This window comes from Pseudomonas sp. GXM4 (assembly GCF_008923895.1).
GTDB classification, from domain to species: Bacteria; Pseudomonadota; Gammaproteobacteria; order Pseudomonadales; family Pseudomonadaceae; genus Aquipseudomonas; species Aquipseudomonas atacamensis.
The window spans coordinates 1-13,227 of sequence record NZ_WBRZ01000160.1 but is presented as its reverse complement, the minus strand read 5'-3'; the positions used below and the strand labels follow the sequence as shown (position 1 = coordinate 13,227).

The 13,227-nt window shown below is 60.0% G+C and carries 11 protein-coding genes; 4 read left to right on the top strand and 7 right to left on the bottom strand.

Annotated features, from left to right (window positions below):
* Positions 1-167: 167 nt before the first annotated feature.
* The 4 genes from F8N49_RS18640 to F8N49_RS18625 all read right to left on the bottom strand — a co-directional run bounded on the left by F8N49_RS18640 (position 168) and on the right by F8N49_RS18625 (position 6,775).
* Entirely contained in the window at positions 168-1,589 is a 1,422-nt protein-coding gene (locus F8N49_RS18640) for an efflux transporter outer membrane subunit (RefSeq protein ID WP_071172552.1), read from the bottom strand.
* Positions 1,586-4,777: an efflux RND transporter permease subunit gene (locus tag F8N49_RS18635; RefSeq protein ID WP_041480270.1), complete on the bottom strand. Its 3,192-nt coding sequence runs from the start codon at positions 4,775-4,777 to the stop codon at positions 1,586-1,588. The genes F8N49_RS18640 and F8N49_RS18635 overlap by 4 nt, the downstream gene beginning before the upstream one ends.
* A 15-nt stretch (positions 4,778-4,792) precedes the next feature.
* Entirely contained in the window at positions 4,793-6,046 is a 1,254-nt protein-coding gene (mexE, locus tag F8N49_RS18630) for a multidrug efflux RND transporter periplasmic adaptor subunit MexE (RefSeq protein ID WP_024013077.1), read from the bottom strand.
* A 276-nt stretch (positions 6,047-6,322) separates the two neighbouring features.
* Complete coding sequence (locus F8N49_RS18625) at positions 6,323-6,775, bottom strand: DUF805 domain-containing protein (protein ID WP_071172551.1); 453 nt, start codon at positions 6,773-6,775, stop codon at positions 6,323-6,325.
* Positions 6,776-7,085: 310 nt separating this feature from the next.
* On the opposite strand from F8N49_RS18625, the gene gcvA reads away from it, so the two are divergent.
* The 3 genes from gcvA (at position 7,086) to F8N49_RS18610 (ending at position 9,685) form a co-directional block, all read left to right on the top strand.
* Complete coding sequence (gene gcvA, locus F8N49_RS18620) at positions 7,086-7,991, top strand: transcriptional regulator GcvA (RefSeq protein WP_071172550.1); 906 nt, start codon at positions 7,086-7,088, stop codon at positions 7,989-7,991.
* A gap of 75 nt (positions 7,992-8,066) precedes the next feature.
* Positions 8,067-8,894, top strand: a complete 828-nt coding sequence (locus F8N49_RS18615) for a DMT family transporter (protein WP_071172549.1) — start codon at positions 8,067-8,069, stop codon at positions 8,892-8,894.
* Positions 8,895-8,923: 29 nt separating this feature from the next.
* The gene (locus tag F8N49_RS18610) at positions 8,924-9,685 is read left to right on the top strand and encodes an SDR family oxidoreductase (protein WP_071172548.1); all 762 of its coding nucleotides are present in this window, start codon (positions 8,924-8,926) and stop codon (positions 9,683-9,685) included.
* Positions 9,686-9,763: 78 nt separating this feature from the next.
* On the opposite strand, the gene F8N49_RS18605 is transcribed toward F8N49_RS18610, so the two are convergent.
* From F8N49_RS18605 to F8N49_RS18595, 3 genes are all read right to left on the bottom strand, one after another.
* Positions 9,764-10,144, bottom strand: a complete 381-nt coding sequence (locus tag F8N49_RS18605) for a type II toxin-antitoxin system RelE/ParE family toxin (RefSeq protein WP_071172547.1) — start codon at positions 10,142-10,144, stop codon at positions 9,764-9,766.
* A 2-nt stretch (positions 10,145-10,146) separates the two neighbouring features.
* Entirely contained in the window at positions 10,147-10,437 is a 291-nt protein-coding gene (locus F8N49_RS18600; protein WP_071172546.1) for a type II toxin-antitoxin system ParD family antitoxin, read from the bottom strand.
* A gap of 143 nt (positions 10,438-10,580) precedes the next feature.
* Positions 10,581-11,495, bottom strand: a complete 915-nt coding sequence (locus tag F8N49_RS18595) for a LysR family transcriptional regulator (RefSeq protein WP_151552060.1) — start codon at positions 11,493-11,495, stop codon at positions 10,581-10,583.
* Between the two features lie 270 nt (positions 11,496-11,765).
* Here F8N49_RS18595 and F8N49_RS18590 point away from each other — a divergent pair, with 270 nt between their 5' ends.
* Positions 11,766-12,788, top strand: coding sequence for a zinc-dependent alcohol dehydrogenase family protein (locus F8N49_RS18590; RefSeq protein ID WP_151552058.1), 1,023 nt, complete (start codon positions 11,766-11,768; stop codon positions 12,786-12,788).
* Positions 12,789-13,227 lie beyond the last annotated feature (439 nt).

Genomic DNA, 13,227 nt, shown 5'->3' with positions numbered 1-13,227 from the left:
TCCGCGTCACTGGACGCGGAGCGTCCCTTGAGGCATTCCCACGCGGAGCGTGGGAACGATCAAATCCCAGTGCTGCAAACAGGCATAAAAAAACCCCACGACCGAATGATACGCGGGGCAAAAAATTTGGTTGGTTGCGGCCAACCAAAGGAGCTCTTTAACAATCTTTACTTGCTGGCAACTGTCTCCGGTTGCCAGCCACCGCCGAGGGCCTTGTAGATCGCGACGATGCCGCGATACAGCTCGACTTCGGCCTGGGCCTGAGTGTCTTCGGCGTTCAGGCGCTCACGCTGGGCGTCGAGCAGGACGAGGAAATCGGTGGTGCCTTCGCGATAGCGGATTTCCGCCAGATCGGCAGCCTTGCGACTCGATTCGCTCTGACGGATCAGCGAGATCAGACGTTGCTGACGCTTGCCGTAATCGCTGAAGGCGTTTTCCGATTCTTCCAGCGCCAGCAGCACCTGTTGCTCGTAGTTGGCCAGTGCGCCTTCGGCGTCAGCATCGGCGCCGCGCAAGCGGGCGCGGACGCTACCCAAGTCAAACGCCGCCCAGGTGATTCTCGGGCCGAGCGCCCAGGCGTTGGCCGCCGAAGAACCGATCTGCGAGCCACGTCCGGCGGTCCAGCCGAGGAAGCCGCTGAGGCTGACGCGGGGGAACAGATCGGCTTTGGCCACGCCGATACGCGCGGTGGCCGAAGCCAGTTGCCGCTCGGCGCTGAGGATGTCCGGACGACGTTGCAGCAGTTCACCCGGATCACCGATCGGCAGTGCCTTGGCGATGGCCGGCAGATCTTTCGGGCTGAGGTCGACGGTCAGCTTGTCCGGTCGTTCGCCGAGCAGGGTGGCGATACGGTTTTTCTGCCGAACCTGTTCCGCCTGCAACTGCGGCACGGTGGCTTCGACGTTGGCCAGACGCGCATCGGCGCGCTCGACATCAAGCTGATCACCGACACCGGCGTCACGCAGGCTGATGGTGATCTTGCGCGACTCCTGCTGGTTGTTCAGGTTGGCCACGGCGATTTTTTCCCGCAGCTGGGCGCCGCGCAGTTGACCGTAGGCGTCGACCAGTTCGGCAATCATGGTGACTTGCAGCTGATACAGATCGGCTTCGGCGGCTTGCTGGTCGGCATCACTGGCTTCCAGATTGCGCTGGATGCGGCCGAACAGGTCGAGCTCCCAGGCCATGTCCAGACCGAGGTCATAGCGCTCGCTATTGACGCGGTCGGTGGTCTGGCCGGGAATCTGGCCCTTGCCCAGGTCACTGCTGGCGCGGCTGGTGATGGTCGGCATCGCGTCATTGCTGGCGTCGTCACGGATTGCCCGGGCGGCTTTCCAGCGGGCGAACGCCACGCGCAGTTCACGGTTGCCTTGCAGCGACTGGCTCACCAACTGGTTCAGGGTCGGATCATCGAATTGCTGCCACCAGATGCCTTCGAATTTCGAGCGGTCGAAGTTCTTTTGTCCGGCGGCGCCGTCGGTGGCGGTGGTGATATTGGCCGCCTCCGTGGCTGGGGTCTTGTAGTCGGGGCCGACGGCGCAGGCGCTGAGGGCCAGCACCAGCAGACTCGGCAGGAAGACTTTCAGACTCATTGTTGCGCCTCCAGTGGCTTTTGAAGAGTGTGCGCCTTGGCTGCTTTGCGCTGCTCGCCGCGTTCGACAAAGTTACGGATCAGTACGTAGAACACTGGCGTCAGCAGCAGACCGAAGAAGGTCACCCCGAGCATCCCGGAGAACACCGCCACACCCATGGCGTGACGCATCTCGGCACCGGCACCGCTGGAGAACACCAGTGGCACCACACCCATGATGAACGCGAAGGAGGTCATCAGGATCGGCCGCAGACGCAGGCGGCAGGCTTCCAGCACTGCTGCGAGCGGGTCGAGGCCTTCTTCCTGTTTATCCTTGGCGAACTCGACGATGAGAATCGCGTTTTTACAGGCAAGTCCTACCAGTACGATCAAGCCGATCTGGGTGAAGATGTTGTTGTCACCGCCGGAGATGATCACACCCGTAATGGCCGACAGCAGGGTCATCGGTACGATCAGGATCACCGCCAGTGGCAGGCTCCAGCTTTCGTATTGTGCGGCGAGCACCAAGAACGCCAGCAGCACGCAGAGCGGGAACACGAACAGCGCGGTGTTGCCGGACAGAATCTGCTGGTAGGTCAGGTCGGTCCACTCGTAGGTCATGCCGTTCGGAAGCTCTTCCTTGAGCAGTTTCTCGATGGCTTTTTCCGCCTGGCCGGAGCTGTAGCCCGGGGCTGCGGCACCGTTGATTTCAGCGGTGATGAAGCCGTTGTAGTGCATCACGCGATCCGGTCCCGAGGTGTCGCTGACCTTGATGAAGGTCGCCAGCGGGATCATTTCGCCTTTGTTGTTGCGTACTTTCAGCTGACCAATCTGATCGGATTCAAGGCGGAACTGCTGTTCGGCCTGAACGTTGACCTGATAGGTGCGCCCGAAGCGGTTGAAGTCGTTGGCATACAGCGAACCCAGATAGATCTGCAGGGTGTCGAAGATGTCGCTGACGGCCACGCCATGGGTCTTGGCTTTTTCACGGTCGATAGCGGCATCGACCTGCGGCACGTTCACCGTGTAGCTGGTGAACAGGCCGGCCAGTTCCGGCACGTTGTGGCTTTTGTTGATGATGTTCATGGTTTCTTTGTACAGCTCGTCGTAGCCGAGGTTGCCCCGGTCTTCGATCTGCAGGCGGAAACCGCCAATGGTGCCCAGGCCTTGTACCGGCGGTGGCGGGAAGATCGCCATGTACGCTTCCTGAATGTTCGCGTACTGGCCGTTCAAGGCGCCGGCAATCGCACCGGCGGACATGCTCGGGTCTTTACGCTCGTCGAACGGTTTCAGCGTCACGAAGACGATGCCGGCGTTCGGGCTGTTGGTGAAGCCGTTGATCGACAGGCCCGGGAACGCTACGGCGCTTTCCACGCCCGGCTGTTTCAGCGCGAGGTCGGACATGCGCTTGATCACGTCTTCGGTGCGATCCAGGCTCGCGGCATCCGGCAATTGCGCGAAGGCCACCAGGTATTGCTTGTCCTGACCGGGTACGAAACCGGTCGGCGTGCTGGAGAAACCGAAGAAGGTCAGCACCATCAGGCCTGCATACACGAGCAGGGCGATGCCGCTGCTACGGATGACCCGGCGCACGGTGCCGACGTAGCCATGACTGGCACGGTCGAAGAAACGGTTGAACGGACGGAACAGCCAGCCGCCGAAGATCTTGTCGAGCACTTTCGAGAAGCGGTCTTTCGGCGCGTCGTGGCTTTTCAGCAACACAGCGGCCAATGCTGGCGACAGGGTCAGCGAGTTGAACGCCGAGATCACTGTCGAGATAGCGATGGTCAGTGCGAACTGTTTGTAGAACTGCCCGGTGAGGCCGGAAATGAACGCCGCTGGAATGAACACCGCACACAGCACCAGTGCGGTGGCCACGATCGGCCCGGTCACCTCCCGCATGGCGCGCTTGGTCGCTTCGACCGGCGTCAATCCGAGTTCGATGTTCCGTTCGACGTTTTCCACCACGACGATGGCGTCATCCACCACGATACCGATGGCCAGTACCAGGCCAAACAGCGACAGGGCGTTGAGCGAGAAACCGAACAGGTGCATGACCGCAAACGTACCGATCAACGATACCGGCACCGCCACCAACGGGATGATCGAGGCGCGCCAGGTCTGCAGGAACAGAATCACCACCAGCACCACGAGTATCAGCGCTTCGAACAGGGTGTGCACGACCGCCTCGATCGAGCCACGAACGAAGATCGTCGGGTCATACACGATGCTGTAGTCCATGCCCTGCGGGAAGCCTTTCTTCAGCTCTTCCATCTTGCCGCGCACTTCGTTGGAAATGTCGATGGCGTTGGAACCGGGACGCTGGAAGATCGGGATCGCCACCGCCGGCTGATTGTTCAGCAGCGAGCGCAAGGCGTATTGGCTGGAGCCCAGTTCAATGCGCGCGATGTCCTTCAGGCGAGTGATCTCACCGTCGTCGCCAGCGCGAATGACGATATTCTCGAACTCTTCTTCGGAAACCAGACGGCCTTGAGTGTTGACCGACAGCTGGAAGCTTTGCGCGGTCGGGGCAGGGGGCGCGCCCAGTTGACCGGCGGCGACCTGACGGTTCTGCTCGCGAATCGCGGTCACCACATCGGTGGCGGTCAGATTGCGTGAAGCGGTCTTGTTCGGGTCAAGCCAGACGCGCAGCGAGTAGTCGCCCATACCGAACAACTGCACGTCACCGACACCACCGAGGCGAGCGAGCTCATCCTTGATGTTGAGGATCGCGTAGTTGGACAGGTACAGCATGTCGTAGCGCTTGTCCGGTGAGGTCAAGTGCACAACCATGGTCAGGTCGGGCGAAGCCTTGTCGACGGTGATACCGATGCGCGTCACTTCCTCGGGAAGCTTCGGCTCGGTCCGGGTCACCCGGTTCTGCACCTGCACCTGCGCGTTGTCCAGGTCAGTGCCCAGGGCGAAGGTGATGGTCAGGGTGATCTTGCCGTCAGCGGTCGATTGCGAGGACATGTACAGCATGTTCTCGACGCCGGTGATCGCCTGCTCCAGCGGAGCGGCCACGGTTTCACCGATGACTTTGGGGTTGGCGCCCGGGAAGTTGGCGCGCACGACCACGGTCGGCGGCACGACTTCCGGGTATTCGCTGATCGGCAACTGGAACAGCGAGATCGCACCGGCGATCAGGATCAACAGCGACAGCACCGCTGCGAAGATCGGCCGGGAAATGAAGAATTGGGAAAAATTCATCGGAGTTGTCGTCCCTTAACCGCGTGGGGTCGTAGCAGCGAGCTTCGCAGCCGAACCCGATGCGCCCTTGGCAGGGGCAACTTTGGGCAGGTTGCTGGCTTCCAGCGCTTGACGTTGTTGAGCGAGGGCGGCGAGGGTCTGCTCGCTGGCCATCGGAATCACTTCAGGGGTGACCGGTGAGCCAGGACGAACCCGTTGCAAGCCCTTGACGATGATGGTGTCGTCCTTGTTCAGACCGTTGCGGACGATGCGCAGGCCTTCGATTTTCGGACCGAGTTCGACGGCGCGGTAGGCGGTCTTGTTGTCGCCATCCATCACCAGCACGAACTTCTTGCCCAGGTCAGTGCCCACGGCTTCGTCATTGATCAGCATGGCGTTGTAGGTGCCGCTGCCGACCAGTTTCAGCCGCGCGTACAAGCCCGGGGTGTAGGTGCCGTCAGCGTTGTCGAAGACTGCGCGACCACGGATGGTGCCGGTTTTCGGATTGACCTGGTTGTCGACGAAGTTCATCTGGCCGAGGTGCGGGTTGCCGTCTTCGTTGGACAGGCCCATGTACACCGGCGTGGTGGCGCCGCGCTGACCGTTGCGGGCCAGTTGGGTGTATTTGAGGAACACGCGTTCGTCGGCGTCGAAGTAGGCGTAGACCTTGTCGGTGGAGACGACGCTGGTCAGCGCGGTGGTGTCGGCGGTCACCAGGTTGCCGGCCGTGATTTCGGCGCGGCTGACGCGGCCGCTGATCGGTGCGGTCACGCGGGTGAAGCTCAGGTTCAGTTTGGCCAGGTCCAGTTGTGCCTGCAGGGCACCAACTGCGGCGCGGGCCTCTTGGGCGGCGCTGGTGCGCGAGTCGGCCAGTTCAGCGGAAATGGCGTTGCTGGCACGCAGACGTTCACCGCGAGCGGCTTCGTTTTCGCTGCGAGTGGCGGTGGCGCGGGCTTGAGCAACCAGAGCTTCGAGGCGGCGTACCTCAGCCTGGAACGGACGCGGGTCGATCTGGAACAGCAGGTCGCCTTTCTTGACCAGCGCGCCTTCAGTGAACGCAACCTGATCGATCTGGCCCGACACCCGTGGACGGATTTCGACGGTTTCCGGCGCTTCAAGGCGCCCGGTAAATTCGTCCCACTCGTTGACCGGTTGTTCCAGCACCTTGGCCACGCTGACTTTGGCAGCGGGCGGGGCGCCGGCAGTCTCCGGAGTTTTGCCGCAGGCGCTCATCACCAGTACGGCCAGCATGGCCAACGGGAAGCGCAAATGTTTGAGTGACTGTTCCATGGATGCAATCCGCCGAAGTATTGAAGATGGGCGGATGATGCTCGGCGCGGGTGTGATGGCACGAATCGAATGAAGCAAAGGTAACTATCATTCGGAATGATATAAGCGCCGAGGCAGCCCTCTAGCATGCACCTTTCGTTAGGGGGCTAACAATGTGTTTTCTCGCAAATCTGTCTTGCGTGACGAGCAATGATCGAGCAAGGCCTTTGTGAGAAGGGAGCCATATATAAAGAAACGGCCATGAAGGCCGTTTCGATCCGCGATGGCGGCTATTGATCAGTTGAAGCCTTTGCGGTTGGCACCGAAGCGATTGGGACCAGGCTGGCTGTCTTGCGCCAGAAACACGATGTTGACGATGGGCAGCAGAATCCACCAGCCGCTGCGGTCAGTGTCGTGCATGCGTCGTACACCAACGGCGAGGCTTGGCAACAGCATTGCCAGGTTGTACAGGCTCTGCAAGGCGCCACCGGTCTTGAGCATGGCGTCAAAAACGCTCATGACAATAGCGATGCCCATGTTGATCAGAAAAAACATCCAGTATTCACGGCGCGTGGCGCGTCCGGTAAACACGGCATATTTCTTCAGTGCCTCCACGTATGGGTTGCCGCTCGCCATGACGGGGCCACTGGCAATGGAATGCAGTGGCGCTTGAGGTGCGCCGCATTGGGGGCATGCCAATGCCAGAGTACTTATTTCCTTGGCGCAACCACGGCAGAAAACCAGGCTCATGTTTTTTTCCCTAAAAAATGGTCAGTCGAAAGACGGGACAGATACATCCCGGTGTTTTCGTTGGTGCAGATGTCGTCGCCAACGAGAGCAGAGACTGAATGCCCGACTCTCCATTGGCGGGGCGGCGGTAATCTAATCGTTACCATAAGGTTTGTCATCGGCTCTCGGCTTACGATTTGTGGGTCTGCGGCTAAACCCAAACCCGATCGTCACCAAATCCACTTGGGGCCAGAGGCATGCGAACGCATTTCGCTCTAACATGAGCTGATATTCATGCCGTCAGCTTCTGCCATCCCCGGGACTCTCATATATGCGCAACCTGCCCCCGACCGCGACCCTGCGGGCTTTCGAAGTGGCCACCCGGCACCCGACGTTCACGGCTGCCGCTCAAGAACTGCACGTAACCCAAAGCGCCGTCAGTCATCAGCTCCGGCACCTTGAAGAACTTTGGGGCTTGCAATTGTTCGAGCGCGGCAAGGCGTTACGCCTTACAACAGCGGGGGCGACGCTGGCGCCGATCGTGCGCGAGTTTTTCATGAGCCTTGAAGCAACGCTGGAGGATCTGCGCGAGCAAAAGGACAGGGTTCGCCTGACCGTCAGCACCACTTATTCGTTTGCCTTGAAGTGGCTGCTGCCACGCTTGCCGAATCTGTCGCGCCTGCACCCGGAGCTGTTGGTGTCGCTGGATACCACGGACACGATCATCCATTTCGCCAGCGGCGAAGCCGACGTCGCCATTCGCTTGGGCAAGGGCAACTACCCCGGTCTGTATTCAGAGTTCCTGTTTGGTGAGCAGGTGTTTCCCGTGGCCAGTCCCGAGATGCTGCAGCGTGTCGGCATGCCGGGCAGTCCCGCCGATTTGCTGCAGTTGCCGTTGCTGATTCGCGACGGCGCCGAGTTGGCGCCGAAATGGGAGGTGTGGTTTGAGTCCGTCGGGCTGGCATTTTCGCCGCTGCGCGAAAGCGTAAGGTTTGGCGACACCAACATGACTGTCGAAGCTGCATTGCTCGGCCAGGGTGTGGCGCTGGTGCGCAGCGGCCATGTCGAAAATGAAATCGGCGACGGCCGCTTGCTGAGGCTGTTCGATGTGCCGTTCACATCGCCGCTTGCCTATTATTTCGTCTGTCCCAAAGGCATCGAAGCCCAGCCGCATATCCTCAAATTTCGCGAGTGGTTGCTCAGTGAGGCGTTGAAAGTGCAGGGCGCGCAGTACTGAGTCATGAGGTATTGCTCATGACTGGATGAAGAGACTTCTCTGTAATGTGGGCTGCAGCGATGACTAAAATGCCGCATGCCAATCCATCTCGTACTCCTCGTTCTGTTCGCCGCGCTCCTGCACGCCAGCTGGAACGCGCTGCTGCGCGGCGGTGCCGATCGGCTCTGGTCGATGACAATAATGTGCGTGGCCATCGCCATCGTCTGCCTCATTGCCACCTTTTTTATGGCCGCGCCTGCACCTGAGAGCTGGGGGTATGCGCTGCTCTCGGCACTGCTGCATGTCGGCTACAACCTGTTCCTGGTGCGCAGCTATCGGGTCGGCGATCTAGGGCAGATATATCCGATTTCCCGCGGCTCGTCACCGGCGCTGATCACCCTCGGCGCCGCGCTGTTTGCCGGCGAAACCATTACTCCCGCTGAGCTGCTCGGCATCGGTCTGGTATCCGGCGGAATCATTTCCCTGGCCTTTCGCGGGCGCAGCCTGTCGGTGCCGAGCCTGCCGTATGCGCTGGGCACCGGTTGTTTCATCGCCGCCTACAGCGTCGTCGATGGCATTGGCGCCAGGCTTTCCGGTGCGCCGCTCGCGTACACGGTGTGGATGAGCGCCCTGTGGGGCGTGCTGATGCCGCTGGTGTATATCGGCCTGCGCGACGTCCGCAGTCTATTTTCCGTACGGCCCGGAATGCTGACCGCTGTGGTCGGCGGACTGGTCTCGTTGCTGGCCTACGCAATCGTTATCTACGCCATGAACGAAGCGCCACTGGGCGCGGTGTCGGCCTTGCGCGAAACCAGCGTGTTGTTTGCCGCATTGCTCGGCTATTTGTTCCTCGGTGAAAAGCTCACCGTCCGCAGGATGCTGGCGTGCGTGGTCATCGCCAGCGGCGCCATCATCATCGGCTGACACAGCCCAACTGCTCAGGAGAACGTCGCATGGATAACGTCTCGCAAGCACCGCTGATTCTGATCACCGGCGGCAGTCGCGGAGTCGGCGCCGCCACCGCCCGACTCGCTGCCGCGCAAGGCTACGACGTCGCCATCAGCTACGTCGCCAACGAGTCCGCCGCGCTGGCGGTGGTGGCGGATATCGAAGCATTGGGGCGCAAAGGCCTCGCGGTGCGTGCTGACAGTGCTGACCCCGAGCAGGTTGCTGAACTGTTCTCGGCTCTCGATTGCTCATTTGGACGGATCGACGTTCTGGTCAATAACGCTGGCGTTCTGGCAAAACAGTCACGCATGGAGGACCTGAGCTTTGAACGCATGCAGCGCATCTTCGCGGTCAATGCTCTGGGACCGATCCTGTGCGCGCAGCAAGCGGTGAAGCGCATGGCTTATCGGCACGGCGGCACAGGTGGGGCAGTGATCAACGTTTCTTCTGCCTCGGCGCGCTTGGGCAGCCCCAATGAATACGTCGACTACGCAGCGTCGAAAGGCGCACTGGAAACCTTCACGATCGGCTTTGCCAAGGAAGTCGCGCGGGAAGGGATCAGGGTCAACTGCATTCGCCCGGGGCACATCTATACCGACATGCACGCCAGCGGCGGCGAACCGGGGCGGGTGGATCGCGTGAAGGAGTCGATTCCGATGGGGCGGGGCGGTCAGCCGGAAGAGGTGGCGCGGGCCATTTTGTGGCTGGCCAGCGCGGAGGCCTCGTTTGTCACGGGTACTTTTCTGGATGTGACTGGCGGCAAGTGATTCGGGTCGGGAAAGAGGCTAAAGGGCTTTCAGGGTCGAGATTCAGAGGGGGCGCCTGATCTTCCTGTTCTTGGCCAGTCAGGTCATGGGGTCAGGTGGTTGATCAGCCGCAGGCAAGTGCAAATGCGCTTCCATGGCGTCATGAAGGAGTCTGACGACCTCGATCACGTCGTCATTTGCCACGCGATAGAACACGATATGGCGCGGGCTCTTGACCGTTCCATGAGTGGGTTTCGCCTGCTGGCGCGAATAGATGAGGTGATAGCTGCGGAGGCCTGGTGCAAGCTCATCGCGGTCATGGCTGCCAATGCGATAAGGCTTGTCGGCCAGCGCTTGGAGCGCTGCAAGGATCAGCGCTTGGTAGCGCTGGCGGGCCTGGTCGCCGAACTGGGTATGCGAGAGTCTGAGTATGTCGACAATGTCGGCGCGCGCGGGGTTGGAAATCCGATATCGCGGCATCCTCAGTGTTTCTCGCGCGCGGGGAGGGAAGCCTCTTGGCTCAAGCCTTCAAGGTAATGTTCCAGATCCCCTTCGTTCACCTGAGTAAAACGCCCACGCTCAAGATCCATGATGCCGATCGAGGTCGCCTGACGCAGTGCCTCGATTTTTGCGGTATCTTCGGCGACGCGCTGCTCCAACAGCCGCAAGCCTTCGCGCATTACCTCACTGGCATTCTGATACCGGCCTGACTGGACAAGGTCATGAATAACCTGTTCCTGGTGAGGAGTGAGCACTACGTTTCGGGTCGCCATAATTATCTCCAGTGCTGGCCAAACCGGTACTTACGAACATTGGCATATTATGCCAATTTGCCCGCCCGGATATTGAATCGGGATCTGATTCCGACGGGGTGCGTTCTACGGCACTTCCGATAAAGCACCCTAGCCGACGATACCTAAAGACTATCCGGATCCCCGAAAAACATCTGCATCCGCGACCTCAACCACCGCTCCCCCGGATCATTATCCTGCGACCCACGCCAGGCCATGTGCAATTCAAAGGTCCGCGTCGGCAGTGGCGGATCTTCAGCCCGCAAACCGCCAGCCGCCGTCAGTGCCTCAGCCGTGTAATCCGGCACGGTCGCGACGATATCGGTGCCCGCCAGCAGCGTGCCGAGTCCGTTGAACTGTGGCACTGCCAGCACCACGTGCCGTTTGCGTCCGAGTTTTTCCAGTTCTTCATCGACAAAACCACTGAGGTCGCCAGCGAACGACACCAGTGCGTGCGGTCGGGCGCAATAGTCGTCGAGGCTCAACGGCCCCGGCACGGTGTCGGCGCGCAGCAGCTTCGGTGCGCTGCGGCGCAGGACCTTGCGCTTGGCGTTGGCGGGCAGGTCGGTGGTGTAGCTGACGCCGATGGAAATCTCGCCGGAGGCCAGCAGGCCCGGCATCAAGATGTAGTTGACCCGCCGCACGACGAGGACGATGCCCGGTGCTTCGGCGCGCAGGCGCTTGAGCAGCATGGGCAGCAGGGCGAATTCGACGTCGTCGGATAATCCAATGCGGAACACCGACGTGCTGGTCGCCGGATCGAAATCGGCGGCGCGACTGACGGCAGTCGAGATCGAATCAAGGGCGGGCGAGAGCAGGGCGAAGATTTCCACCGCGCGGGCGGACGGTTCCATGCTGCGGCCGGTGCGGACAAACAAGGGATCGTCAAACAGGCTGCGCAGGCGCGACAAGGCCGCACTGATAGCCGGTTGGCCGAGGAACAATTTTTCCGCGGCCCGAGTCACACTGCGTTCGTGCATCAATGTTTCGAACACGATCAGCAGGTTCAGGTCGACACGACGCAGGTCATTACGATTCATCTGGAGTCCTGGCAGAGTCATCAAACTTGACGAGGGCGACCATATGAGAACAATGGCCGGCATGAATCTTACGGGGAAAGGCTGGTACTCTGCACCGGAAAATTCAGCTTTACTGCGACGGTGGCAGGCCTTTTTTCATGGATTTTGCCAATGCCGCCCTTGATGCGGAATCAATGACAGGCATGTCGACTATTAATAGCCACTGATGGTCTTGGGTCGAAAGCCCAGATAGAGTTCATGGCATTAGAGGTTACTTTGACGAGGTTTGCGATGTCCCGCACGATCCGTTTTCACAAGTTTGGTCCGGCCGAGGTGCTCAAATGCGAAGAGCATGCGGCTGCTCAGCCAGGTCCTGGCGAAGTGCAGGTGCGTGTCGAGGCAATCGGCATCAGTTGGTACGACACTCTGTGGCGCCAGAATCTGGCGTCGTCTCAGGCACGTCTGCCTTCGGGCCTCGGTCATGAAATGGCTGGCGTGGTCACTGCGGTGGGCGCTGATGTCGACGACCTGTCCGTCGGCGACAAAGTGGCCAGCTTTCCAGCGGAAAGCCCGAACGACTATCCGGTTTATGGCGAGTCGATCGTTCTGCCGCGCACCGCGCTGACCCGTTATCCCGATGTGCTCAGTCCGATCGAAGCGAGTGTGCATTACACGCCGCTGCTGATCGCCTACTTCGCCTATGCCGATCTGGCGCGGGTCAAACCTGGTCAATTTGCGCTGGTGACTGACGCCAGCCACTGCGCCGGGCCGTCGTTTGTGCAATTGGGCAAAGCGCTGGGTGTGCGAGTGATCGCCGCGACCAAATCGGCGGAGGAGCGTGAGTACCTGCTGTCCCTCGGTGCGGAGAAGGTCATCGTCACCGAAGAGGAAGATCTGTTGATGCGCATCAACAAGATCACCGACAACCGCGGCGTCGATGTGGTGTTCGATGGTCTTGGCGGCCCGCAGATGTCGTTGCTTGGCGATGTGCTGGCGCCACGCGGCAGTCTGGTGCTGTACGGCTTGCAAGGTGGTAACCAGACCCCGTTCCCGGCGTGTGCGGCGTTTCAGAAGAACATCCAGTTCTTCGTGCATTGCATCGGCAACTTCACCGGCAAGCCGGAGCTGGGCATTGTCCAGGACCACGTCGCTCTGCAGCGTGCTCTGCGTGACATCAACCAGTTGACCGCTGACCGCGTGCTCCTGCCGCTCAAGACGCGTGTATTCGGGTTCAACGAGTTCGTCGAAGCGCATCGCTACATGGACGAATGCCCATGCCGCGAGCGAGTGGCCCTGCAAGTGGAAACCGCGTAAATCCGCTCATCAGAGTCCGTGGCCGTCACGGACTCTTTTCTGTTTAGATCCTCCGCTGTCAGTAAACCCTTCCCGATATCGAAGCATCGACCCTTCAGCAACTGAACTGGTTTTTGCCTTCGATCTGTATCTTCTAATCACACTATAAGCACTGATAATTGAATGATTACTTTCATCTCAAGGAATGAGCTATGGCTGTGCATTCAATTTGTCCAAGGCAATATCAAATGGCTGGCTCGGCTGGCTTCGTCAATTTCTGTTTAATTGCTGTAGGGCGTTTCGGAAGTTGCTTCTCCTTTTCTTGTAATGATTTGTCGTGGGACGTTGTGGGAAGTTTCCTCAGATCATTTTCGAATGGCGAAAGCCCAATGAATACGGGTGGTTGAACGTGACGCTTGGCATCTGGATGGCTTTATTCAGGGGAAGTGTTTCAAATAAC